The sequence below is a fragment of the Desmonostoc vinosum genome, assembly GCF_059505385.1.
In genome coordinates this window covers 13408-38390 of record NZ_JCACKM010000065.1, presented here as the reverse complement: position 1 = coordinate 38390, position 24983 = coordinate 13408, and the positions used below count along the sequence as shown (strand labels likewise).

26 protein-coding genes are annotated in these 24983 nt (G+C 41.8%); 10 read left to right on the top strand and 16 right to left on the bottom strand.

Annotated elements, in window-relative coordinates; translation table 11 throughout:
* Positions 1–323 precede the first annotated feature (323 nt).
* The 3 genes from AC5JMF_RS11600 to AC5JMF_RS11590 form a co-directional block, all read right to left on the bottom strand.
* Positions 324–950: a J domain-containing protein gene (locus tag AC5JMF_RS11600; protein WP_495795864.1), complete on the bottom strand. Its 627-nt coding sequence runs from the start codon at positions 948–950 to the stop codon at positions 324–326.
* A 225-nt stretch (positions 951–1175) separates the two neighbouring features.
* The gene (locus tag AC5JMF_RS11595; RefSeq protein WP_495795863.1) at positions 1176–1769 is read right to left on the bottom strand and encodes an ATP-dependent Clp protease proteolytic subunit; all 594 of its coding nucleotides are present in this window, start codon (positions 1767–1769) and stop codon (positions 1176–1178) included.
* Between the two features lie 126 nt (positions 1770–1895).
* On the bottom strand, positions 1896–2558 hold the full coding sequence (locus AC5JMF_RS11590) for an ATP-dependent Clp protease proteolytic subunit (protein WP_495795862.1): 663 nt from the start codon (positions 2556–2558) through the stop codon (positions 1896–1898).
* Between the two features lie 238 nt (positions 2559–2796).
* On the opposite strand from AC5JMF_RS11590, the gene AC5JMF_RS11585 reads away from it, so the two are divergent.
* Entirely contained in the window at positions 2797–4053 is a 1257-nt protein-coding gene (locus AC5JMF_RS11585; RefSeq protein ID WP_495795861.1) for a vWA domain-containing protein, read from the top strand.
* Positions 4050–5330, top strand: coding sequence for a vWA domain-containing protein (locus AC5JMF_RS11580; RefSeq protein WP_495795860.1), 1281 nt, complete (start codon positions 4050–4052; stop codon positions 5328–5330). The genes AC5JMF_RS11585 and AC5JMF_RS11580 overlap by 4 nt, the downstream gene beginning before the upstream one ends.
* Positions 5331–5612: 282 nt before the next feature.
* On the opposite strand, the gene AC5JMF_RS11575 is transcribed toward AC5JMF_RS11580, so the two are convergent.
* The gene (locus AC5JMF_RS11575) at positions 5613–6056 is read right to left on the bottom strand and encodes a type II toxin-antitoxin system PemK/MazF family toxin (RefSeq protein WP_495795859.1); all 444 of its coding nucleotides are present in this window, start codon (positions 6054–6056) and stop codon (positions 5613–5615) included.
* Positions 6050–6292 carry an AbrB/MazE/SpoVT family DNA-binding domain-containing protein gene (locus AC5JMF_RS11570; RefSeq protein ID WP_495795858.1) on the bottom strand — a complete coding sequence of 81 codons (243 nt, stop codon included), beginning with the start codon at positions 6290–6292 and terminating at the stop codon, positions 6050–6052. Before AC5JMF_RS11570 ends, AC5JMF_RS11575 begins: the two co-directional genes overlap by 7 nt.
* A gap of 686 nt (positions 6293–6978) precedes the next feature.
* Between AC5JMF_RS11570 and AC5JMF_RS11565 the strand changes: the two genes are divergently transcribed.
* Positions 6979–7158 carry a CsbD family protein gene (locus AC5JMF_RS11565; protein ID WP_495795857.1) on the top strand — a complete coding sequence of 60 codons (180 nt, stop codon included), beginning with the start codon at positions 6979–6981 and terminating at the stop codon, positions 7156–7158.
* 537 nt (positions 7159–7695) lie between these two features.
* Here the strand turns inward: AC5JMF_RS11565 and AC5JMF_RS11560 are convergent.
* Positions 7696–8673 carry an aromatic ring-hydroxylating dioxygenase subunit alpha gene (locus AC5JMF_RS11560; RefSeq protein ID WP_495795856.1) on the bottom strand — a complete coding sequence of 326 codons (978 nt, stop codon included), beginning with the start codon at positions 8671–8673 and terminating at the stop codon, positions 7696–7698.
* Between the two features lie 110 nt (positions 8674–8783).
* Complete coding sequence (locus AC5JMF_RS11555) at positions 8784–9899, bottom strand: hybrid sensor histidine kinase/response regulator (RefSeq protein WP_495795855.1); 1116 nt, start codon at positions 9897–9899, stop codon at positions 8784–8786.
* Positions 9900–10283: 384 nt separating this feature from the next.
* Here AC5JMF_RS11555 and AC5JMF_RS11550 point away from each other — a divergent pair, with 384 nt between their 5' ends.
* Complete coding sequence (locus AC5JMF_RS11550) at positions 10284–11003, top strand: response regulator (protein ID WP_495795854.1); 720 nt, start codon at positions 10284–10286, stop codon at positions 11001–11003.
* A gap of 257 nt (positions 11004–11260) precedes the next feature.
* Here AC5JMF_RS11550 and AC5JMF_RS11545 read toward each other — a convergent pair whose 3' ends face one another.
* A complete protein-coding gene (locus tag AC5JMF_RS11545; RefSeq protein ID WP_495795853.1) occupies positions 11261–11653 on the bottom strand; it encodes a nuclear transport factor 2 family protein in 393 nt (130 codons plus the stop codon).
* A gap of 418 nt (positions 11654–12071) precedes the next feature.
* On the opposite strand from AC5JMF_RS11545, the gene AC5JMF_RS11540 reads away from it, so the two are divergent.
* Positions 12072–12521 (top strand): RidA family protein, encoded by a 450-nt coding sequence (locus tag AC5JMF_RS11540; RefSeq protein ID WP_495795852.1) that lies wholly within the window; start codon positions 12072–12074, stop codon positions 12519–12521.
* Here the strand turns inward: AC5JMF_RS11540 and AC5JMF_RS11535 are convergent.
* Positions 12518–13525 carry a zinc-binding dehydrogenase gene (locus AC5JMF_RS11535; protein WP_495795851.1) on the bottom strand — a complete coding sequence of 336 codons (1008 nt, stop codon included), beginning with the start codon at positions 13523–13525 and terminating at the stop codon, positions 12518–12520. The two genes, AC5JMF_RS11540 and AC5JMF_RS11535, sit on opposite strands and share 4 nt — an antisense overlap.
* Positions 13526–13602: 77 nt before the next feature.
* Positions 13603–14394 carry an aspartyl/asparaginyl beta-hydroxylase domain-containing protein gene (locus tag AC5JMF_RS11530; RefSeq protein ID WP_495795850.1) on the bottom strand — a complete coding sequence of 264 codons (792 nt, stop codon included), beginning with the start codon at positions 14392–14394 and terminating at the stop codon, positions 13603–13605.
* Positions 14395–14549: 155 nt separating this feature from the next.
* On the opposite strand from AC5JMF_RS11530, the gene AC5JMF_RS11525 reads away from it, so the two are divergent.
* The 3 genes from AC5JMF_RS11525 to AC5JMF_RS11515 all read left to right on the top strand — a co-directional run bounded on the left by AC5JMF_RS11525 (position 14550) and on the right by AC5JMF_RS11515 (position 18005).
* The gene (locus tag AC5JMF_RS11525; RefSeq protein WP_495795849.1) at positions 14550–16100 is read left to right on the top strand and encodes an amidohydrolase family protein; all 1551 of its coding nucleotides are present in this window, start codon (positions 14550–14552) and stop codon (positions 16098–16100) included.
* Between the two features lie 239 nt (positions 16101–16339).
* Positions 16340–17158, top strand: coding sequence for an alpha/beta fold hydrolase (locus tag AC5JMF_RS11520; protein ID WP_495795848.1), 819 nt, complete (start codon positions 16340–16342; stop codon positions 17156–17158).
* A gap of 16 nt (positions 17159–17174) precedes the next feature.
* Positions 17175–18005 carry an alpha/beta fold hydrolase gene (locus tag AC5JMF_RS11515; protein ID WP_495795847.1) on the top strand — a complete coding sequence of 277 codons (831 nt, stop codon included), beginning with the start codon at positions 17175–17177 and terminating at the stop codon, positions 18003–18005.
* A gap of 25 nt (positions 18006–18030) precedes the next feature.
* Here the strand turns inward: AC5JMF_RS11515 and hisS are convergent, their stop codons facing one another.
* The 3 genes from hisS to AC5JMF_RS11500 all read right to left on the bottom strand — a co-directional run bounded on the left by hisS (position 18031) and on the right by AC5JMF_RS11500 (position 21468).
* On the bottom strand, positions 18031–19419 hold the full coding sequence (gene hisS / locus AC5JMF_RS11510) for a histidine--tRNA ligase (protein ID WP_495795846.1): 1389 nt from the start codon (positions 19417–19419) through the stop codon (positions 18031–18033).
* Between the two features lie 18 nt (positions 19420–19437).
* Positions 19438–19884 (bottom strand): DUF3598 family protein, encoded by a 447-nt coding sequence (locus AC5JMF_RS11505; protein WP_495795845.1) that lies wholly within the window; start codon positions 19882–19884, stop codon positions 19438–19440.
* A 165-nt stretch (positions 19885–20049) separates the two neighbouring features.
* Positions 20050–21468, bottom strand: coding sequence for an aldehyde dehydrogenase family protein (locus AC5JMF_RS11500; protein WP_495795844.1), 1419 nt, complete (start codon positions 21466–21468; stop codon positions 20050–20052).
* Positions 21469–21487: 19 nt separating this feature from the next.
* Here AC5JMF_RS11500 and AC5JMF_RS11495 point away from each other — a divergent pair, with 19 nt between their 5' ends.
* Positions 21488–21673, top strand: coding sequence for a hypothetical protein (locus AC5JMF_RS11495; protein WP_495795843.1), 186 nt, complete (start codon positions 21488–21490; stop codon positions 21671–21673).
* Here the strand turns inward: AC5JMF_RS11495 and AC5JMF_RS11490 are convergent.
* The 3 genes from AC5JMF_RS11490 to AC5JMF_RS11480 all read right to left on the bottom strand — a co-directional run bounded on the left by AC5JMF_RS11490 (position 21670) and on the right by AC5JMF_RS11480 (position 23918).
* The gene (locus tag AC5JMF_RS11490; protein ID WP_495795842.1) at positions 21670–22713 is read right to left on the bottom strand and encodes a nitrilase-related carbon-nitrogen hydrolase; all 1044 of its coding nucleotides are present in this window, start codon (positions 22711–22713) and stop codon (positions 21670–21672) included. The genes AC5JMF_RS11495 and AC5JMF_RS11490 overlap by 4 nt on opposite strands.
* Positions 22714–22721: 8 nt before the next feature.
* The gene (locus AC5JMF_RS11485; protein ID WP_495795841.1) at positions 22722–23465 is read right to left on the bottom strand and encodes a red chlorophyll catabolite reductase; all 744 of its coding nucleotides are present in this window, start codon (positions 23463–23465) and stop codon (positions 22722–22724) included.
* A 132-nt stretch (positions 23466–23597) separates the two neighbouring features.
* On the bottom strand, positions 23598–23918 hold the full coding sequence (locus AC5JMF_RS11480) for a hypothetical protein (RefSeq protein WP_495795840.1): 321 nt from the start codon (positions 23916–23918) through the stop codon (positions 23598–23600).
* A 128-nt stretch (positions 23919–24046) separates the two neighbouring features.
* On the opposite strand from AC5JMF_RS11480, the gene AC5JMF_RS11475 reads away from it, so the two are divergent.
* Positions 24047–24910 (top strand): Rpn family recombination-promoting nuclease/putative transposase, encoded by an 864-nt coding sequence (locus tag AC5JMF_RS11475; protein WP_495795839.1) that lies wholly within the window; start codon positions 24047–24049, stop codon positions 24908–24910.
* Positions 24911–24983 lie beyond the last annotated feature (73 nt).

Here is a 24983-nt window from a genome sequence, read left to right as displayed (position 1 = left end):
TCAACTTTTCAAGACAGAGACGCAGAGAAGAGAACGCAAAGAAGGACTTTTGCAAGAGATCTTTTATCGGTTTAACCCTGTTTTGTCAGTTTGGGAGAAGCCTATCGCTGAAAGCCTTTTGGAGCTTTAGTTTTAAGCTTTTGGTTATAAATTTTAGTTACTGTTAGAAAATAAAGGCTCAAAGCTAGATTGGATGAAAGTTTCAGAATCTTGCTTTGATTATTACTTTCCGAGAGTGACATAAAAGGGTTAATAATTTGCTGAGTTCCTATATTGAATTGAGACAGGTGTTGATTGAATTCGGGTAAAAAGTAAATAAAAAATCACATATTTTGTTCTAATTTTTGGAAATCTCGCTGTACTTCGCCCCAAAGAGTTTTGTTATGAGGATCTGTCTTCAGGGCTTTTTTCAGATAAATTCTCGCTTTCAGTAGCTGATTAGTAGCAATTAACTCCCGTCCCCAAAGCTGATAAGCAACCGCCAACCATTGGTGTACCTCAGCATCTTGCGATAAACGGTCTACCAAAGCTTCCGCTAGGGCGATCGCTTGCGGAAATCGTCTTTCTTGCAAAAACCGTTGCAACTGCTCGTAAGTTTTCCATTTGAGCCGCTGTTCTATTTCCACGATATTAGGCGGCTTAGATGTTGTGGATTTTTGTTGAGGCGTCGTTTTTGTGACTGATACTTTCTCTGGACGCGCTGCTTTGGCATCATCAAAACCAGAATTTGGCGTAGACTCTGATGGTTCGGCTATTTCATCTGGCGGTACTACCGTGATCAGGATTTTATAAGCCTCTGTCAACGCAATAAACTTATCTTTAGCTTTTTTATCACCTGGGTTGATATCGGGATGATATTGCTGCGCCAATCGTCGATAAGACGCTTTGATATCAGCAAAAGAGGCTCCCGACCTTAAACCTAATAAACGGTAGCAATCTCCAAGATCCATCTTAAGCCATCAATGTGAAGGGAGATGAGGGAGATGAGGAAGAAGACGCAAACAGAGGGGGATGGGGGGACGCAAAGAAACTTTTATTTACATTCCCTGCGTCCCCCTTCGGGTGACGCTCGCAAGCTCGCTAACGCTGCGCTAACGCAGTCGCCTGCGGAGGGAAACCCTCCTTTACTCGCTGTCTCACCGCGTCCCCGTGTCTTCTTGATTCCCCATTCCCTCTTAAATACGTTCTTCAATTACACGGTCAATTAAACCATATTCCTTAGCTTCGAGAGCAGACATGAAAAAGTCGCGATCCATGTCTTTCTCGATTTTTGCTATGGACTGACCTGTATTTTTAGCATATATTTCATTGAGCTGGTTACGAATCCGTAGAATCTCTCTAGCTTCAATTTCAATATCGGTTGCTTGCCCACGGGTGCCACCGGAAGGTTGGTGAATCATAATCCGTGAGTGAGGCAGGGCTAGCCGTTTGCCTTTAGTGCCAGCTGCTAGCAAAAATGACCCCATGGAAGCAGCTAAACCTACACAAATAGTCACTACATCCGATTTGATGTGCTGCATGGTATCATAAATCGCCAGACCGGATGTCACCATGCCACCAGGGGAGTTGATGTATAAATAAATATCTTTACCTGGATCGTCGGAATCCAGATACAGCATGACGGCGATAATTTGGTTAGCGATTTCGTCATCAATATCTCGCCCCAAGAAAATGATTCTTTCTCGGTAAAGGCGATCATAAATGCTAATCCAATCTGTAAACTGCCCTCCGGGCATCCGGTAAGGAACTTTGGGAACGCCTATAGGCATTTTTGTGACTCCGTTTCAATTAATTGGGGACTAGGGACTAGAAATAAGTAAAATAACCACTTATTCATCATTTAGGATTCAGCACGGGCTGAACGCCCTGCTACCGCTAACAGGACTCAGCACTTACTAAAGAACACTGGCCGGTAGGGGAGGATTGGCGAGTTCTTCTTTTTCAAAAACTTTGTCAATCAAACCATACTCCACCGCTTGGTAGGGAGTCATATAGAATAGACGATCCATGTCCTTGGTAATTTTTTCTGGTGACTGTCCAGTAGTGCGACACAGAATGTCAACCATAGAGGCTTTGTTTGCCAAAACTTCCCTAGCCCGAATTTGAATATCCGTTGCTTGACCTTGGGCGTAGCTCTTGGGTTGGTGCAGGATAATGGTGGAGTGGGGCAAACTAGCGCGGCAACCTTTGGTACCAGCACTAAGTAACATTGCTGCCATACCCATTGCTGAACCAAGACAGATGGTGTAAATAGGGGGCTTGATATATTTGATGGTGTCGTAGATGGCGAAGGCTTCGGTTTCAAAGCCAATGGGGTCGCCGCTATAACCGGAGGTGCCAGTAGAGTTAATGTAGATTTTTATCGGCTTTTCGGGGTCATCGGACTGCAAATATAGCAGTTCGGCCACGATTAATTCCGTGACAGCAGGTACCAGTGGCATCCCAAGATAGACAATCCTCTCCTTTAATAGTAGGGAAGGTAAATCTGGCGGCGGTGTCCGGTAAAAATTATCGCCGTAGTAGGGGGCTTGAACAGCCTTGATGGGGGAAATGTCCATAGCAACTGATCGCCTGAAATTATGCCGTTAACTGTAATACATCCTAGCGCGATGATCACCCGGTTCAAGGTGTGGATTTCTCCCTAATACTTGAGGTGGTGAGCATCTGCTAAGAATTAGCTTGTGAGATATTCTGAATATATTAATGTATTTGTGTTGGATTGCGCTTTCCGTAAAGCTAAAGTAGTTTTTTGAAGTTATTCATAAATATCTATATCTAGGTTAGGAATTTTGGGTTATGAAGGTTAGCTTGCAGCCTGCCTTGAATGATGGGAATTTGGACGTAAATCAACTGAGTAGTCAACGTCAGTTGTCGATCGCAGTTTCGGCGATCGCAGGCACTCAAGACCGTAGTGTACCAATAAATCTATGCTTAATTCTCGACCATAGTGGTTCGATGAATGGGCGACCACTAGAAACTGTCAAAAAAGCGGCGATCCGTTTGGTTGATAGACTCAGTAGTAGCGATCGCCTGAGTGTTGTGGCTTTCGATCACCGGGCTAAGGTTTTAGTACCCAATCAAAGTGTCGAAGACCCTGAATATATCAAAGAGCAAATCGACCGTCTCAAGGCTGAAGGGGGTACGGCAATTGATGAAGGACTCCGCTTAGGCATTGAGGAGATGGCCAAAGGAAAAAAAGAAACGATTTCCCAAGCGTTTTTGTTAACTGACGGGGAAAATGAACACGGTGATAATAATCGCTGTTTAAAATTTGCCAAATTGGCTGCTGGTTATAATTTGACTTTGAATACTTTGGGTTTTGGCGACAACTGGAACCAAGATATCTTAGAACAAATTGCTGATGCGAGTTCCGGCACTTTGGCTTACATCCAAAAATCAGATCAGGTAGTGGATGAGTTTAATCGGTTATTCAACCGCATTCAAACGGTAGGATTAACCAATGCTTATCTGTTATTTTCGCTGATGCCCAATGTCCGGCTAGCGGAACTCAAACCCATCGCCCAAGTTTCGCCAGACACGATTGAGTTACCAGTGCAGCAAGAAGCCGATGGCCGCTTCGCTGTCCGCTTGGGAGATTTAATGAAAGATGCAGAACGGGTAATTTTGGCTAATATTTATTTGGGACAATTGCCAGAAGGTAAACAGGCGATCGCGAATGTGCAAGTCCGCTACGATGACCCAGCCTCAGACCAGTTAGGTTTATTTACGCCCAACATCCCAGTCTACGCGAATGTAGTAGGGCGCTACCAACCAGATCCCAATCCAGAGGTGCAGCAGTCGATTTTGGCATTAGCTAAGTATCGACAAACCCAGCTAGCTGAGATGAAATTACAACAGGGTGATCGCAATGGTGCGGCGACAATGCTGCAAACAGCAGCCAAAACCGCCCTGCAAATGGGAGATACAGGTGCAGCAACGGTATTACAAACTTCTGCTACCCGCTTACAAGCTGGAGAAGAGTTATCAGACAGCGATCGCAAAAAAACCAAGATTGTCTCGAAAACTGTGTTGCAAGATATTCCTCCTCAATGAAAGTTCAATTGCTCTGGGCGCTAAATGATCTGAATGTTGATGTGGCTCAAGCAAATAGCCAACGTCAACTAGCAATTTCGATTTCGGCGATCGCAGGTGAGTTTGAGCAAAAGTTGCCGCTCAATCTCTGCTTGATTCTCGATCAAAGTGGTTCGATGCATGGACAACCAATTCAAACTGTAATTCAAGCAGTGGCAGAGTTAATAGATCGATTGACAGTAGGCGATCGCCTTTGCGTTGTGTCCTTTGCTGGCTCTGCACAAGTCATTATCCCCAACCAAATCATCCAAGATCCCGAAAGCATCAAAGCCCAAATCAAAGCCAAACTCAGCGCTAGCGGTGGTACTGTAATTGCCGACGGTTTGGAGTTGGGGATTACAGAAATGCTCAAGGGCACCAGAGGCAATGTTTCCCAGGCGTTTCTGCTTACAGATGGTCACGGACAAAGCAGTCTGCGGATTTGGAAGTGGGAAATTGGTGCAGATGACAACAAACGCTGTCTGGAACTTGCCCACAAGGCTGCTAGGCTCAACTTGACCATCAATACTCTCGGTTTCGGCAACAGCTGGAATCAAGATTTATTAGAACAAATTGCCGATGTCAGTGGCGGGACTTTGGCTTATATTGAACGTCCAGAACAGGCAGTTGATGAGTTTAGCCGTCTGTTTAGGCGGATTCAAACTATTGGGTTAACCAATGCTTATTTACTCATATCTTTAGTGCCTAATGTCCGGCTAGCGGAACTTAAACCCGTTGCTCAAGTCGCCCCAGATATTATTGAGTTACCAGTGCAACCAGAAGTTGATGGTGGCTTTGCTGTGCGCTTGGGAGATTTAATGCAAGAAGTAGAGCGGGTAATTTTGGCTAATATTTATCTGGGACAATTGCCAGAAGGGAATCAAGTAATTGGGCATCTGCAAATCCGCTACGATGACCCAGCACAGCATAAACAAGGTTTGCTGTCTCGCATGATTCCCATGTATGCAAATGTAGTTCAGACTTATCAACCCACGCCCAATCTCCAAGTACAGCAGTCAATTTTGGCATTAGCAAAATATCGCCAAACTCAGTTAGCTGAGACCAAATTACAACTAGGCGATCGCACTGGTGCAGCCACACTCTTGCAAACTGCTGCCAAAACTGCCCTGCAAATAGGAGACAAAGGTGCAGCCACAGTCCTGCAAAGTTCTGCCACTCGCCTGCAAGCTGGCGAAGAACTCTCAGAAGCAGACCGCAAAAAAACTCGCATTGTTTCAAAAACAGTTTTACAGGAATAATTATGTAGGGTAAGCCAGAAGCTTACCCTACAATATTTGTATAGTTAAAAGTTATCAGAACTTATCTCAATTCTCTGAGATCAGAATTTTGCACAATATTACACGTCGGCATCAATCAAGAATTAAGAAACGCTTATGCTCTCAAAACTGTAAATAGCTAAACACAAGCGTTTTTAATAGCCACTCCTGAGTAACTTCCTTGCTCGGTCGCGGCTGGGGGAGAAATGAGATAGTTAACAATATGTTATTAGTTTGCTATTAAAATACTATACAAAAGCAAAGTTAGAAAATTAACGTTTCTAACTTTGCTTGCACTTCTTCTATTAAATCTGTTGAAACAGTTTCAACAAATTTTACTTTTCTAGCTTTCCAGTCAAGTGTTTTAATTTGATCAGCTAGCACAACTCCTTCTGTTTTCATATCTTCAGTAAGCGGAACTTCAAATTTAAGTCCTTTTGATTTACTAGTTATAGGACACGCCAAAACTAGAGAAGACATTTGATTGTATCTAATTGGAGATATAACGAGAACAGGGCGGTAGCCCTGTTGTTCGCGTCCTTGTTGTTGAAGCTCATTATTCAGCGTTACAGCAATGTCTTCAAATGACATTCCAGCTTTGTGAAGGGCAAATGCACGCTGAATTGAATCAACGGTAAACTGTTTCTCGGCTCCAAATTCTAACTTGATAATATCTCCTCTTTCCGGAAAATATGGCTTAACTACCAATCTTCATTCCCCACAGCACTGCCAGTTTCAAATTCAGAATGAAAATTCTCAGGAGTCATCCCTTCCAATAACTCATCAAGAGTATATTTTCTTCTTTTTTGTGGCGTGATAATAATGCTGTTTCCTTCTACGGAAAAATCTATACCGATGCCTTCAGTTACGTGTGCTTGTTCAGCTACCGATTTTGGAATCCTGATAGCTAAACTATTTCCCCATTTAGCAACAACAGCTGTCATAGTTAGCTCCAAAATAATATCGTGAAAACCTATACGTTTAGGCTTCAGCTTTCTTAGTCAAAGCAAAATGCTGTTATATGTCTGACGTATATACTTTGAAGATACACATTAATCTACAGGGTGTCAACACCCTCGTATTTAATAATAAATTTTAGTATAAAATAATACTTAGATTAAAATTAGCCATTACCTCACAATAGAGATACGCAGCCGAAGCTCTCAAAAGCATTGTTGTTACTTAGTTTAAAAACTATTGGTAAGAAATTAAGGGCGCTCCTAATCTTACTTTTGGGCTTTTAGAGCATTGTTACTATCTGCTATCTTAAGGCGATCGCGCTTCGTTGATCACCACTCATTCTTGGAATGGGGTGGCGAGGACTACGTAAAATAGCGATTCTGATAGAGTGTGCGATCGCTTCACAAGGTTTCTGAGTTCTACCTAAAGTGATAGATATATTTATCTCCAGATATAACTAAAGAACCATCTCTTTTTATCTCATAGATGATGTTTTTAATCTTGAAGACTAGTTAATTAAAAAAATATCTATGTACAATGAATAATCAAAATTGATATAAAAACATCCTTAGACAGAAGAAATAAGTGGTTTTTAAAGATAATTTATTAATGTAAGCTGAATTCAAAAAGCTACACAGATTAAATAATTAATACCATTTTGGAGCGAGTTATGAGCATTGAAGATAGAGCCAAGGCTGTTGCTAAAAATGTTGAAGGAAAGGTTCAAGAAACAGTAGGCGAAGTAACTGGCAACCCTAATGATAAAGCTGAGGGTCAAGCAAAGCAAGCCGAAGCTAAAGTTCGTCACACTGCTGAAAACATCAAGGATGAAGTAAAAAAAGCTTTGTAATAAGTTGAAGAAATTAGGAGGAAGGTATACTTAAAATGTTTTATTCCTGAACCTTCTTCCTTTTTCCGTTTGTGAAAAATTTACTATTTCTCTGTGTGTTTCCTGAAAAGCTTTTTTGATTGTGTCATTTTTGTTTTGAATTTGGAATTAAAGAAAGTTAAATTTTTGCCAAACTCCTATCGTAATCCTATATATTAGTGTTCATTGATTAAATCAGTGAACACTATTTTTTTTAATAAAACTCTTGTGGGGTGGGTCGAAAAGCCATTGGTGTCAACTTAAGATAAAATCGATGTCCCGCAAGGAACTGAAGTTCCTTGCTGATAGCAAAAGTCATCTGAAGATGACTAAATATCCCCCAAGATTTTGAGTCTACTTCAGTAGACTTGAGCTATTAGCCAAGAAATTTATTTCTTGGCGGGTGAGGAAGCCAACACCGAAGCTATTTTTAGCTTAACTTGACACCAATCGCCTTTACAAACATCGTCTTATAACAACATGATGTAACTTGGTTTAAGTATAAACTTTAACCAAATCCTAAATAGTGCCGAAAGTAACACCCTGTTGTTTCAGCCACTTGCGGTATGCAATCGAATAGCGATCGCTCGGTAAATGTACTTCTGCTTGCAAATCTAAAGGTAAGCGTCGAGGTTGCTGGGACTCAACAATGGCAATATCTTGACTAGCAATTTGATTTTGAATATCTAGATAGACTTCTACTTTGACTTCACGGGCGCTGTTTACCATTAACCAATATTGCGCCATACACTCATCTTCATCAACTGGCGTAATTGTATAGAAAATATTTAAACGATGCTCTCCAGGCCCGAGTTTAAAGTATGCTACTAGCGGACGGAAGATGTAGTAATCGTAAGTGTTGAAAATCAACGGTGCTTGTAAAGGATTACCCGAATTAAAATCTAGTTCCCACAAACCACATTTGAAACTAATCCCATCAGGAAGAGACTCTAATTCATAGTGCGTCAACTCAGGACGACTGGCGTGGGCAAATAATCCCGAATGCATAATTGGGAAGTGTGCCGGATCGATGAAATTTTCCAGCACCCGCAGAGGGCTAGAGTGATAGTAGTAGGGGCCACAGAAAATCTTGCTATAGACAGGATTATCCCACTCAGAAAACAAAGCTATGTCTTGTTTTGGTGTCCCTAAACAAACCCAGAGCAAATCGTAACGTTCTTGAACTTGGTAAGTTTTAACACAAGCTTGTGCGGGGGGCAATTGGTCTGGATTAGCCGGAACTAATACACATTTACCCTCGCTATTAAAGGCTAAGCCGTGGTAAGGACAAACAAGAGTTTGTTTATTGACATGTCCTAGAGAAAGACTAGCACCACGATGAGGGCAAACGTCCTGCCAAGCTAAAACTTTGTCGCCATTATGCCAAAGCACTAGATCTGAGCCTAATAAGCGCTTGTGCATGACTGTTCCGGGTTGGAGGTCTTGCGATCGCGCTATTACATGCCAATCATTGAGCAAAATCTGGTCTTGCACCATGAGTATCGATACCCAGCAGGTCAAATACCTATATATTAATCATCCTGTGGAAAAGCTATCAAAGCACTGTGAAAATTTGTTAAGAGAATTTAATTTAAGTGAGATATTCCCTATTCCCCATTAGCCACAGGCAAACTAACAGTAAATGTACTACCTTTACCTGGCTCAGATATCACATCAATTGTGCCTTGATGTGCTTCAACAATACAACGTGATAGATATAAACCCAAACCACTGCCAGAACGCTGATGTTTACCTTGGCGAAATCGCTCGAATAATATGGCTTGGTCTTGTTTAGAAATTCCTGCACCTGTATCTTGAATGTCAATATTCACAACAGTTGGAGTTAGATACAAGTGAATATTTATATATCCTTTATCTGTAAATTTAATGGCATTACCGATGATATTTGTCAACACTCGTCGTAATTCTACGCGATCGCCCATGACAGTGCTGGCATTTTCGCCACTTTCAGTTAGGTTTTCCTCTATTTCTAGATTGAGTTTTAATCCTTTTTCTTCAGCTAAATGAGTTAATTCTTGGGCTACTTCGCTGACTAATTCTTGAATATTACAAGGAGCAATTTTTAAAGTTTTACAGCCAGCTTCATGACGATAAACTTCTAGCAAAGTGTTGACCATTTCTAGTAAGTCTTGATTGCTACCAATCATCGTACTGATGATTTCTTGTAGTTGTGGTGACACTTCGCAAAATCTACCTTCTAGTAATAATTTTAATACCCGGTTAGAAGCTACCAAAGGGATTCGTAAGTCGTGGGTAAAGCGCGAGACAAAATCTGTTCGCAGGTTAGCCATGTGATCTCGTTCGTCAATACTATGCTTGAGTCTAAGAAGCGATCGCACCCGCGCATGTAATTCATCGGGGTCGAATGGTTTACGGATAAAGTCATCTGCACCAGCATCAAGACCTTCGACAACACTAGACTCGTAGTGAGCTGTAATTAATAGAATGGGAATAAATGGCAACGCCAGATTTTTTCTCACGCGTCGCGTAAATTCATAGCCATCTATTTCAGGCATCATCACATCTAAAAGTATTAAATCTGGTGGTGATTCTTCCACCATAGCCAAAGCAATTTTACTATCTTCTACTAAGCTAAGTTCGTAGTTTTCATCATCTAGAATTACTTCTAAAACTAGTAGATTATCAAAAACGTCGTCTACGACAAGAATTCTATCTTTTTTGGTAGTTTTATTAATAGACATAATTGATCAAAAAAAGAAGTGCCTAGCTATTGCTAGCAAATCTAGTAATAGCTTACTAGAAGCTGGGAACGATTAGTAAAGATTAACATTTTCTGGAATTGAGGATCAGATTCCCAATTATTATTATACTTGACATTTTATTTACCGTATGCATAAGTGGATGATTTGTTATTAAGCAGTTCTATCCCAGTTGTAAAAAAGGTGTCTTACACAATGAACTTTGGGGCTATATATTTTACTTACACGCTTGCACCCTCTTACACCCGTGCCCCATGAAGTTTGCTAAAACATACCCAACACGTTTCTTTTTGTATAAAATCCAAATAGAAGAACAATGATATTTTAATCTTTAATTTAGATAGATAACGGTAAACATAACCATCCATGAGTGAAATCAAGCTGCTTGTCATTGAAGATCACAACCTCACGAGAATCGGCTTACGGGCTGCTTTGCAAACCCATGCAGAGATTAATATCGTTGGGGAAGCTGCTAATGCAGCAGAGGGAATAAAGTTGTTAAAAACTCTCAAGCCGGATGTTGCCACCATTGACATCGGTTTACCAGACATGGATGGTATTGAACTGACACGCACATTTAGGCAATACCAAGCAGAAAACGACGACTACACAACAAAACTGCTAATTTTAACGATGCAGAATAGTGAACAAGCAGTTTTAGCGGCTTTTGCAGCAGGTGCAGATTCTTATTGCATGAAAGACATCGAAACTGAGAGACTAGTAGAGGCTGTAGAAACAACCAACTCAGGTAGCTCATGGATTGATCCTGCGATCGCAGATCTAGTATTACGCTACATTCGTCAGGATTTGCCCGATGGTGGTAAAGGCACAACTGGCAAAAGAGTAATGATTGAGGGTATTGACCCAGACACCGAGAAAAGTATAGAAAACTATCCCCTCACTCACCGGGAAATGGATGTTTTAGAGTTAATTGTCGCCGGTTGTGACAACGCCGAAATTGCCAAAAGGCTCTTTCTGACTGTTGGTACCGTTAAAACCCATGTACGAGGTATTCTCAACAAACTCTGTGTTGCAGACCGGACACAAGCTGCTGTACGTGCTTTGCGTGCTGGTTTAGTTCAGTAGGGACTGGGGAACTCGGGGCCCTTGCTCCCTCCGGGAGCGGGGATTAGGGGTAATGGGGACTGAGGGAGATAAGGGGGATGTGGTTCGACTCCGCTCACCAACCGGGAGATGAGGGAGACGCGGGGACGCGGGGACACGGAGAATAATCAATAACATATGACAAATGACAATTCCCAATACTTCAACTCCGCTCAGTACAAGTTCCCCATTCCCAATTACGAATTACGAATTACGAATTACGAATTACGAATTACGAATTACGCCCCCCCATCGCTACCAAAGTATTCACGATAACCACAGATTTTGTCTCCACGCACGTCAAAAGAAACTGCAACGCGATTTTTGTAAGGTTGGGTAAACAAGATTCCTTGATCCCGAAACTGAAAAACAACAGTTGTTTCATTACTAGTTAAACGGTCTAATTCTAAAGTCAGTCCACCTTGAAAACAGCTAGAAACATATTGAAAAAACTCTCTAGCTCGTTCTTTACCTATATTAATCCCTTGAAATTTTCCCAGTGGAAACCAAAAGGTAAAATCTTCTGTCAGCATATCTAGAAATGCTTGCCAATCACCGACTGCAAGACCATGCTTAAACTGCTCAAATGCTTGCTGAGCAACTTTTAAAGTATTTTCTGCTTTTTGGATCATTGTAATTATCCTTCAAATTAAGCCACCGACTATATGAGTGGGTGGCTTATATCATGTCCACCTAATTAGTTATAATTTCGGCATCTGTGCAAAAACCAGAAAGACCTCTTTCCCCCTGCTCCCTAAGCTGTTCCACATATAACTTGCATAATTAGGGCGGGCAAGATGCCCACCCCACAAGAGTTTTATTTAATTTGATTATGTAATTTAGATGTTTTTTAGCTTACCTTTCAAGGGTAGGTTTTTCATATTCAATCTGAAAAAACCTATTTTTTCGTTCCGAAATCTTTCTCCGCGTCCCCCTGTCTCCGCGTCCCCGCGTCAACCAAAACGCGAAATCTAAAAAACCTACCCATAAGAGCTACTCCCCTGCGGTCTTAATGATAAGTCTTTAACCCTAAAATCAAGGAGATATATTATGCCCTCTCGCGAAGTTATTATCCCAAAAGGGATGGAAATTCTTTTTGAAAAGTTTCATTATTGCCCTGGTATCAAAGTTGGTAATACTTTATATGTTTCTGGGCAAGTAGGCAGAGATGAGAATTTGCAAATTGTTAATGGAATAGAAGCCCAATTTGTGCAAGCTTTTGAAAATGTCAATCAGGTTTTGCAAGCGGGAGGAGCTACATTTAATGATGTAGTGGAAATGATTACTTATCATGTTACTGGAGTAGGGCTAGGTGAATTTCAAACAGCCGTAGCTGCTGGACAGCCACCTCATATAATTCCCTTTTTGCCACTATTTATGCAGGTAAAAGACCGCTACTTTATTGACAATTTTCCTACCTGGACTGGTATTGGAGTAACTGGATTGTCTACATCAGGCTTAATCGTTGAGATTAAGTGTACAGCATTTATTGATCGCTAAAATCTTACCACCACTTTGCCGCTATTTTGACCATTCAGCAAGTATTCTACAGCATCAGGGATAGATTCTATGCCATGAAACTGGGCAGGCTCAACAGCAACTTTGAGTTTACTGGTGTAGAACAGATTTAACAGGCGATCGCGTGCCTCTGCCATATACTGTTGATAATGAGGCATGAGAAAACCACGAACAGAAGCGGCTTTCCAAAATAGCTGGTGATAGATACGCGGTTGGGTAACTGGTTGTGGGTTTTTCCCATATTCAGAAATGTAACCAATTACAACTAAGCGTCCGCGCACCGCTAAATTTTCAACGCAAATATCAAATACTTTTGTTCCCACACAATCAAAAATTAGATTAATGCCATTGGGATATTCTCGCTTGAGGACTTGATTGAGGTCTTCTTGATGATAATTGATAATGCGATCGCACCCTAATTCTCTTAGCAACTGTGATTTAACCTCAGAACTACAAGTACCAATAACATGATTCCCTGCTAATTTTGCTAATTGCACTGCAATATGGCCTGTCCCTCCTGCCGCCGCCGTCACCAAAACAACTTCTTGGTTTCTCATCTCTCCCACTTGTTCCAGTGCCACCAAAGCAGATACACCCGTAGGCATGAGAGTCAGCACCTCTGGTGTTGCTTCCCGCACGTGAAGCGCTAAATTTGCCTCAATTACCTGATATTCACGATAGCCGCCACCACGGACGGTAGTTACCACAGCATCACCAACTCGGAAATCTTGAACATGATCTCCAACTGCTGCGACTTCTCCTACAGCTTCCACACCCAAATCAAAGGGAGGAATTAAATTAACATAAGGAACATCACCACGACAAAGTAAAGTATCAAAACCACCATTAATACCAGCGAATTTGTTTTGAATTAAAAGTTGATTACCAGCAGGTTTAGCAATAGGAACTTCAACAATTTCTACAGCCGATTTAAAATCTTGGTTAAGTCGCTTTGCTATCAACTTTTTGTAAGTTTTCGTCTTCATATCCCCATACTTCTCCTTCTCCTGTCGGAGACGCTAACGACTCCGCTCAGTACAAGCTCCCAATTTCCCACTCCCTATTACAAAGCTTTATCCCACTCTAATTGATGAGCTAAACCATACTTAATAAAATCCTCTACTTTAGCTTGATCACTCTTGCCAAAAACACCTAAACTATAAGGATTATCTTGCATCCGTTGTGTGACTTGCTCTTGTTCAAAGCGGATCACTTCCTCTCTAGGCAGATCCGGTTTAAAAAAGTCTACAACCAAGACAGTTCTATCGTAATTTGTGTAATTATGTGGGCAATGTGGATAGCTATGATCTAAAACCATAAACTGCCCTTCATCCCAATAAAGCTGCTCATGACATATTTTCATAGCCACATCCCCCTCTGGCACAATCAATCCTAGATAACCACGATTCATATGAGGGTTATAGTTAACATGCAACTTAATATCCAAGCCTGGATGAAATGTACCAAAATACACATTTCTGATGATATTATTGTCCAAATTTACTTGTTCTATAACCTGAGCCAAATTTGAGAAATATTTTTCTCTTAATACCAGTGCTTTTTTTGATGTCTCATCTAGCCCATAATCAGGATACTGTATTTGATGCACCCGAATGTATTCTTCAATAAACAAGCCTTGAAATAAAATCCCAAAAGCACTGTATTTTGAATCACCTTTGGTTTTAATCGTTTTACTTTTAGGGCCAAGAACATCATAAGCAAACTTTAACTCCTCAGCAGATGCATACTTAATAAAGTGTGTAAACTCATCTCTAATCACTTGCCAGTGATCTTGAAAAATGTTGAGAAAAGTAAATTCTTTTGGGTTGATATGATACTCATTAAAAGTTTCCATGATCTTCTCTTCTAAAAATAAATGATTCAACAAAACAAACTCTGCGTCCTTCTGCGGTTTCCTTTGCTACCTGGTGCGTTTAAAAATGCTACTATTTTACGCGAACCTTTACTAAACCATAAATTGCTTATATTCATTTTAGTGTGAGGTCTGCTATGCCTGAAACTCCCATATTAGATAAAATTATCAAAAATGTGCGGGTAGTTCGTCCCCATCACGATACTGTTGAACTACTTGATTTAGGAATTAAAGATGGGAAATTTGCTCAAATTGCTCCTAATATTAGCCCAGATCAAGGCAAAGAGGTATTTGATGCCCAAAATTTACTAGGCTTTCCTGGGGTTGTGGATGCTCACATGCACATTGGTATCTATCAACCCTTACCACAAGATGCAGTTACCGAAACCAAAGCAGCCGCAATGGGAGGCGTGACAACTAGCCTCAACTACATCCGCACAGGACAGTATTATCTCAACAAAGGCGGCTCCTACCAAGATTTTTTCCCAGAGGTATTAGCATTATCCGCAGGGAATTTCTTTGTTGATTACAGTTATCACATTGCACCTATTGCCAGCCAACATATCGATGAAATACCTCTACTGTTTGAGGAATATGGTGTATGTTCGTTTAAGATTTTCATGTTTTATGGTGGCTATGGGTTACATGGTTTGTCAGATCAACAAAACCTCTTTTTGATGATTAATAAAGAGGAACGCTACGACTTTGCCCATTTTGAATTTATCATGCGTGGTTTAACTCGCTTGATAACAGAACATCCAGAAGCGCGAGATACTATCAGCTTGAGTTTACACTGTGAAGTTGCAGAAATTCTCAACGCTTACACTAAAATAGTTGAAAATGATTCTAGTTTGAGCGGACTACGCGCTTATAGTGCAGCACGTCCCCCTCATTCCGAAGGGTTAGCGATATGCATTGCTTCTTATTTGGCACATGAAACGAACTGTGCAAACATCAATTTATTGCATTTGAGTTCGGCTAAGGCAATGGAAGCAGCTTTGACAATGCAAACTGCTTTTCCTCATATCAACTTTCGGCGTGAGGTTACTGTCGGACATCTGCTATTAGATGTCGATACTCCCACTAGAACTTGGGCAAAAGTCAATCCCCCTATCCGTCCCCGTGCAGATGTGGAATATTTATGGCGAGCAGTACTTAACCATCAAGTAGATTGGATAGTTAGTGACCATGCTTGCTGTTCTGCTGAACAAAAAATCAGTGCAAAAGATCCGAATAATATTTGGTTAGCAAAGTCTGGTTTTGGTGGTACAGAATATTTGCTTTCTGGCGTATTTAGTGAAGGTAGCAAGCGGGGAATGTCTTATGATCACATGGCTAGGCTACTATCTTGGAACCCATCACGGCGTTTTGGTTTATTAGAAAAAGGTGACATTGCCATTGGCTATGATGCTGATTTGGTGTTGTTAGATCCCAGTGAAACTTTTGTAGTACGTGCTGCTGAGTCGGAGTCACAACAAGGTTACACACCCTTTGAAGGAGTGGAGTTAACTGGACGAGTCAAAACTACCTTTTTGCGGGGGAGGAGAATTTACGATCGCGGACAGATACTTGGTGTTCCTAGTGGAGTTTATTTAAACCGCAGATCGGAGTGTCTGGGGCAGGGGGCAAGGGGCAGGGCAGGCAGGGGAGTCAACCGCCCCACCCACAATGATACAGCTGGCGAATAGAGGATAAGCTAATAATCATTCAAATTGCATCCCCGCGTCTCCCCTTAAGCGCGTCCTCCGAAGTTTGCTCAACGGGGGGAACCCCCGCACGCAACTTCTCTTTGCGTCTTTCTGAGGCAAAGGATTATGCAAGTTAAAGGCAGATTAGCTTATGACCCCTCGTTTGCACGACAGACCCCAACACAAAACTTGGCGGTTATAGAACCGAGAGACTTAAACCCACGGAATTAGTTAAAAAAATGAGCCAACGTATCAACAGAGCTTTTTTAGACACAGAGGATGGACAAATTCTTTACCGTATAGGTGGAGAAGGTGAACCCATACTTTTACTGCACATGACTCCTCGCAGTAGTGACGAATTTCGAGAATTGATGCCTATTTTGGCTACCAAAAAATTAGTAATTGCAATGGATTTGATGGGGTTAGGCGATTCTGACAGGCCCCCTAGAGTTTATTCAGTTGCAGACTATGCTAAAAGTGCGATCGCGCTGTTGGACGAATTAGGCATAAAAAAGACAAGCATTTTTGGTAGTGTTACAGGGGGTTATATTGCAGGAGAAATGGCAGCAACTTACCCCCAAAGAGTTGAAAAACTCATTCTCTGCAATGTATATGGATTTGATAAAAAAGAAACAGACAATATTTTAAAGAGATATTCTCAAGGGTTTCAAGTAAAAGAAGATGGCTCTCACCTGATGGAAAGATGGTTAGCTCGTGTCAGTTATGTCGGCACAGGGGAGTTAAATCACCGTTGTGTTTTGGATGATTTAAAAACTTTTAACTCTCCTGTATATCCCGGTTTGGCTGTGGCAAACTACTGTCTTTCTGCCCCAGAAAGATTTCGTTTGATTAAGTGCCCTACTTTGATTTTGTCAGGGGAAAAGGGGTTAGAACCATTAGAAAAAGTTGGTTTAGCCAAAGCTGAAAATCAACTTTGGCTCAGGGAAGTAATTTCTGATAGCCAAAGGGTTGAAATCGAAGGCGGAACCCTTTGGATGATCAATCAAATGCCAGAAGAAGTATTAAAAGTAGTGACTGATTTTCTGGAAAACCAGTAAGTAATTGTGCAAAATCATGAATACTCAACTACCAAAGATTAAACGAGCTTTTTTAGACACAGAAGATGGACAGATTCTTTATCGCATCGGTGGCGAGGGTGAACCCATACTTTTACTGCACATGAACCCCCGCAGTAGTGATGAATATCGCGAACTCATGCCTATCCTTGGTCAACACAGACGAGTCATAGCAATGGATTTGATGGGATTTGGTGATTCGGATCAACCACCCAGAATGTATACAATTGCCGACTACGCGAAAACAGTGATCGCTCTTTTAGATGAATTAGGTATAGAAAAAACAAGCATTCTGGGAAACCACACAGGTGCTTTTGTCGCTGGAGAAGTAGCAGCAACTTATAGCGAGCGCGTCACCAAAATTATTTTAGGTAACGTAGCTGGTTTTGGTGAAGGAGGACAAACAGAGCTATTCAGAAGATTTGATGAAGGTTTTAAAATTAAAGAAGATGGCTCTCACCTGATGGAAAGATGGTTAGCCCGTTCTCGATACGTAGGTTCAGCCGAATTAAATCACCGTTGGGTTTTAGATGATTTAAAATGTTTTGGTCATCCTTTGTATGCAGTTTGGGCTGTAGGCAATTACTGTCTAGATGCACCAGAAAGATTTCGTTCCATTGAGTGTCCAACTCTCATTATCTGGGGAATTGATGATGTCAAAGAATTTGAAAAACTGAGTTTAGCAAAAGCTAGCGATCGCTATTTTCTTTCTCAAGCAATTCCTCATGGCAAAGTCGTTGAATTTGCCAAAGGAACAATTTGCATGATGAATCAAATACCTGAAGAAGTAGCGAAGGTAGTAATCGAATTTCTGAACGATTCGGAATAGATTGCCCTACTAATTAATGCACCCTTTACGCAAGTCTTCGTTTAACTTCCTCTGCCAAGTTTTCTAGTGGCACTTCTACCTGCTCACCTGTTTGCAAATCTTTGAGCGAGGATTTTTTTGCTGCTGCTTCTTCCGAACCAATAATGACGCAGAATTTAATTCCTTGTTTATCAGCTAACTGAAATTGTTTACCTAAAGGACGCTTCTCAAAATTAGTCACAACATTAATTCCAGCCTGACGCAAATTTTGAGAAACTTTTAAATAAGTAGGCATCAACTCATCTTGCATATTCACAACCATCACCTGAGCTGGTGTTGCAGCTAATGTATTTAAAATACCAGCTTTTAATAAGCGACTAATTAAGCGAGTTAAGCCGATAGAAATCCCTACACCGGGCATTTTTTCGCCTAAAAATGTTCCTACTAATTCTTCGTATCTGCCCCCAGAACAAATACTACCCAGGGCATCATGTCCTAATAAAGTGGTTTCATAAACTGTGCCTGTATAGTAATCTAAGCCACGAGCGATCGCTAAATCAATACAAAAGCGATTTTCAGCAACTCCGAGATTACGCACGCCTCTAATTACAGTTTCTAGTTCAGCCACTCCTAAAATAAATTGCTCTGCCTCTGGTAGATTTTGGGCGAGATGTTTCAATTTACCTAATACCTCATCAACTCCGCCATCAATTTTAATAAACTCAATAATCTTTTGAGCTTGATCTACTAAAATACCTTCTTTCTCTAATTCTTGTTTGACTTTATTCTCACCAATTTTTTCTAAAGCATCGATAATACCAATACAGGTTTTAATCTGATTTTCCGCAATTCCCAATGACTTAAAGAAACCTGTAAGAATTTTGCGATTATTAATGCGAATCCGAAAATCACCGATATTAATCGCCTCAAATATTTCAGTGATAATTGCAGGCATTTGGGCATCATAGAGTAAGCTAAGTTCACGACGCGCAACAACATCAATATCACACTGACGGAACTGACGAAAACGTCCATCTTTTGCCCGTTCACCACGAAAAACTACATCCATTTGATAGCGGGCAAAGGGAAAGGTTAATTCATTTAAATGGCGGGCAATATATGCCGCTAAAGGAACCGTTTGGTCAAACTTTAATGCTCTTGCTTCTGAACCTGTTTCGCCTGCTTTATCTCTTTCGGCTTGTCGATTGGGTGGCAGGATAGGAACAATACCATAAATGATATTATCACCTTGATTACCTTTAGCTTGTAGCACTTCTAAACGTTCTACTGCGGGTGTTTCAATTGGTGTAAACCCATAGCTTTCAAAAACTCTCCGAATGGTATCGAGTAAATATAATTCCAACCGCTTTTCGCTAGGCAGAAATTCTGGAAAACCGCTGGGTGTAGAGAAGTTAATTTTGTCGCCTTTTGCCATATTTGTACTTTGTTTGTCTTATCTTAATCTTTCTTCTTGAATGAGGGTACGTTGATAGATTTGCTGATTTTTAAACCAATGCCAAGTGCGGGCACGATGATTATTGTCAGCACTAATTTGGATCATTTCATATAATTCCATTTCTGGAGCCGTCTTATAAGTGAACCATAAAATAATGGTAGAGTTGCCTGTTTCCCAGGCTTTTCCGTCAATGCGGTCTGTATCAAACCAAAGTGCTTTATCTTTATAAATTCCTGGAAATTCATATTCTTCCCGTTTGCCATCAGACCATTTATATCGGTTAATTTGGTAGTAGGAATGAGAACTATTTTCTGGAAATTGACAGGTTAAATGAGACTCATATCTATCAATAACTTTTCCTGCTGTGTCAACAATTGTATATGTACCCGTCCAGTCACCTTCATGACGAACAAGTATGGGCATTTCTTCTCGAATATTAGACATAATCAAACTCCTTGAGAGTAAATTTGCTTTGATATTTGTACTTGTTTGTGTAGGCAGGGAGTGGGGAGTGGGGAGTGGGGAGTGGGGGGAGATGAGGGAGATGAGGGAGATGAGGGAGACGCGGGGACGCGGGGACGCGGAGAATAAATAATTACGAATTACGAATTACGAATTATCAAACCACCAAGGGTCATTGGCGGGGTTCGTTTTAATTAAAAAGGCTTTTTTGCGCGTGAATCTTTTCAAAGCTGCTGCACCCATACGTGAACCTCCTATGCCGGAGAATTTAAAAGCGTTTTTCTCTCCTTCGTGCATGATGGCGGTGAGTGCAGCATCATTAATACTAATAGCACCTGCATCTATTTGTTGGGCTACTGCTAAAGCTTCTGTTTCTGACTCAGCAAATACAGCCGCGCTTAGTCCATACATTGAGTCATTTGCTAAATACACTGCTTCCTCTGTTGTGGCAAAGGACATCACCGGCATGATGGGGCCAAATGTCTCTTCTGTCATCACTTTCATTGAATGATCTACTTGAGTGAGAACTGTGGGACGACACCACCAACCGCCACCTAATTCTTCAACTTTACCACCGCAGTGAATTACTGCACCTTTAAATATTGCATCTTGAAGATGATCATTAATAATTGCTGCTTGTTTTTCAGCAATGATGGGGCCAATTTCTCCACTGTCAACGGTGGGATATGCTAGCTGAAGGCGAGAAGCTTTAGTTATCAGTTGGTGATAGAATTGCTCAAAAATGGCATCAGCAACGTAAATTCGCTCAATTGACAGGCATGATTGTCCTGTATTGACGACTGAACCCCACAAAATTGCTGATGTTGCTAGTTCTAAATTGGCTGATTCTAAAACGATCGCAGCGTCTTTTCCTCCTAATTCTAAAAAAGCTGGAATAAATCGCCTAGCAGCAACCTCAGCCACTTTCCGTCCCGTAGCTACACTACCTGTAAAGCAGACTAAATCTACATATTCAATCAAAGTCGCTCCAGTTTCACCCGCTCCCTCAACAAAAGTTAATACATCGCGCAATTTGGGCACAGCATTAAGCGCTGTAATTAACGGTGCTACGAAACGGGGAGTAATTTCACTTGGTTTAACAATCACCGCACAACCCGCCAGCAATGCCGGAATGGTATCAATTGTAGATAGCAACAGTGGAAAATTCCAAGGACTGATGACTCCCACCAAAGGATAGGGAACTGATGTTTGTTGCAGGGCGATAAATGGGATAGATGTGTTTCTTGCTGATTCTTGTAGTAAATCTGGTGCTAACCCACACCAGCGATCAATACTGGAGAGAAAAGAATCGATTTCTAGTATGGAGATTGATAATCTACCTGTATCATTTACCAAAGCCTCTGTTAAGCGATCGCGCCCTAATAATATAGCTTGCTTCCACTGCTGTAAAGCTTCAATTCTCCCCTCTAACCCAAGCTGCTGCCAACGTACTTGCGCTCGTCTTGTACGGCTACACTGCTGTGCCAACAACCTTGAAGGTGGTGGTATAATTACGTAGTCTAATTTTCCTGTCCTTGGGTTGCGGACTTCCATTGGTTCGGTCATTTGTTATGGAGAATAGGGAATGGGGACGCGGCGACACGGAGAAAACTTCTCTCACCGATGCCCGGTTGGTGAGTTTCGGCTACGCGGTAATCGAGCGAAGTCGAGATTCAACTACCGCGTACCCCTTTGGGGAAGCAAGCTACGCGTAGCGTCTGTGACACCAGAAGTCGAACCACATCTCCACATACTCGCAACTTGTCATTAAATCACCCCCAGATTCGCTAAACGCTCAATAGTGGCTTGCTGTGTTTGCAGGAAGTGTTGGCGGTCTACTTCTTTATTCAGCATAGTATTAGCTGGGTAGAAGTGTGAGTTTTGGTAACTTTGGGCATATAGTTCAAAGCGTTGGCGTGAAAGTAAATTATTTAACCCAGGTCTTTGGCGATCGCGGCGTAAGGCTGCTAGGTCAATCTCTGCGAAAGCTGCCATACTCTCGCCTGTAACTGTCTCTGCTAAGACTATCCCTCGATGGTCAATAATTTTAGAACCACCGTCGGCAGAGGCGAGGGGGATGGGGATATTTGCGATACCTGCGGTATTAGCAGATACTATATAAGCCATATTTTCTACGGCACGAGTAATTTTTGCGGCGTCTTTGGGTGTGAGGTTTTTACTATAAACTTCTGAGGTGGAGTGCAAGAAAATTTCTGCCCCGCGCATTGTCAAACACCGCGCCACCTCTGGATACAAAATTTCTTCTGATGCCAAAGCTGCCAAATTACCAATTTCAGTTTTAGCAACGGGAAAAACACCTGCCAATCCATAACAATCGAGGTACTTATCCCAAACATCATGGGGTGTCGGGGCAAACATAGAATTTAGCCGCCGATACCGCAAGACAATTGAGCCAGAAGGGTCAATTACAAAGCAACTTTGAAAGTACAATCCTGGAAAGTTGGGATCAAGTTCGTAAGCATTACCAGCTAAAAATATACGATGCTTTTGGGCAATTTTGCTGAGTGAATCATATTCAGACCCAGCCATTTCCAAACAAGCTTTTTCTGCCCATGTCGCTAAAGACTCCCCCATGGGGAAACCTGTCAGGAAATACTCAGGCAGTACAATTAGACGGCAGTCATGACCGATGAAAGCGATACTAGCAGCAATTTGCTGTGCTAAACGGTTGAGAGAGTTTTGCATGAGCAAACGGGCCTCTTGGCGATCGCGTGCTTGATTGACTGCATAACAAGTTACTTGCAGTGCCAAGGCTCGGAATGAATTTATACCGTCTATGTTTTCTGTCATACTCCCCACTAACCACCCCATAGCGATCGCACTACTTTATCCGTTGTTTGTGCCCCAAACATCTGTGCTGCAACCCGATTACCTGGGTCACTTTCAGCACTAGTACGGCGTAGCCACAAATCACGAGTAGCCAAAGCTTCCCGTGCATCTTCGGGTACGGGATCAGCTGCATCTACCCAACTTAGCCAACGGTCTAGCGTTTCGTGGACAAGTGTGCGAGTTAGTTCCAGAGTATCAACAGTAGCCGCACCTGTGTAGCACAAACTTACAGGTGATTGAAATGTGCGAATATATACACTTTTACTAGTAAATACTTTGAGACGAGAGTCAGCCTGTAAATTCAAGAAAGTTTGGTTAACTGGCTCATAATAGCGGTGAAGATATTCTAGATTGGTTAACAGTTCAGTCCGGGGAATGTAATCTATATAGAAGAAAATATTTGGCAGTGTACCGAACTCAAACGCCAAATGGGGAACTTGAATATGCGACTTCAACCAAGTAGTGAGACGCATGGTGCTAAACGATCTTTCTGGGTTCCTTGTCCACAAATGAACCAACCACTCAATTTCTTCTCCTGAACAAGTTGTTAGCGATCCCTTGGTATTACCATCAAGACTGCTGTATGCTTGTAACTCTTGAACAGTAGGGTTTAGATGTAACTCAAAACGCGCTTCTAACTTCTGTCGGAGTTCCTGTGTAATACTCCATAGCTGCTCAAACACGGCTGTATTATCGAGATGAGATTGCTGCATATTAATTCGTAATTCGTAATGACGCGGCGCTCCTGTGTCGCTCTAAGCAAAGCTATGCCGTAGGCTTTACGCTGACGCTCGTACCGACGCTCGATGACTCGCTTTAAGCGAAGCTATGCCGCAGGCTTTACGCTACGCTAACGCTAACACTACGAAGCGCGTAATTCGTAATTGGGAATGGGGAATTGGATAGGGGGGAGATCTATATATAACCTTCCCCCTGCTCCCTTTAACTTGACAACTTTCCAGGCGAGAAAATAAGGCTACGCACAATCGCCACCAAGAAGCAGTTGCGATCGCACTATGCCATTCCCAAACACCTAATACTTTAACCCGCCAGGCCTGTTCAAAAAAACCGAAAAAAGGTAGATGTCCTATAGAAGCATTTTCGTTTGTAATTATCTCACTATAATCTTCAAGCGATCGCGGATTTAGAAACCTGGTTGAGTGCATTAGAGTAACTTGTTCTTTATATACCCCGCACAGTCAGCGTCTAAGCAAGAGAACAAAACAAATGTAGGCAATTTGTCCACCATGCAGGAGATAATAACAAAACCTGATGAGATTTTTGTGTATCAAAAATGTCCTTTGATAATTTGTGCAAGCTCCTTTCGGAAAAACATCCCACAACCTTTGCTAGTTGGGTATTAGGAACACCCCAAAAAAGCGTTACAGTCCTCAAAACTGAATTGAGTATTGAACCGATACGTGCTGATTACGTTACATTCCTACAACTAGAAGGACGTATTCTCCATCTAGAATTTCAAACCCAACTCGAATCTACACCACTGCTACCCTTGCGGATGCTCGATTATTGGGTGAGGTTGTATCGGTTGTATCGTCTGCCAATCACCCAAGTTGTTGTCTTATTGCTTCCTCCTGCAACAGGAACAGTAATCGAAACTGCCTTTAGTGTTGAAACCACCCGTCACGAATATCGTGTGATTTGCATGTGGGAGGAAAATCCCCAACTGTTCCTTAACAATGAGGCTTTGTTACCCTTAGCACCCTTAGCAGCAACCACGCAACCCCAAGCTTTATTGCAGCAAGTTGTGCAACGAGTCAATCAAATACAGCCAGAACAACGCTCGCAAATTTCCGCCTATACCCAAATCTTAGCGGGATTAAAATACAAAAAGAACTTGATTCAACAATTATTTCGGGAGGGTATGATGCGCGAGTCAGTAATTTATCAAGAAATTCTCAAAGAAGGCGAACAAATAGGAGAACAACGAGGACGACAAGAAGGAGAACAACGCGGACGGCAAGCAGAGGCGCGATCGCTCATTCTCCGACTGCTGACTCGCCGCGTGGGAGAATTACCCCAACAGGTGCAATCGCAAATTGAAACTCTCTCCATAGAACAATTAGAAAACCTTGGTGAAGCATTGTTAGATTTTCAGGCGATCGCGGATTTAGAAACCTGGTTGAGTGCATCAGAGTAATTTGTTAAATCCCCTCTCTGCACCTGAGGCAACTCTGCATGAAGTAAATCATCCGGCAATTATGCCATCTAGA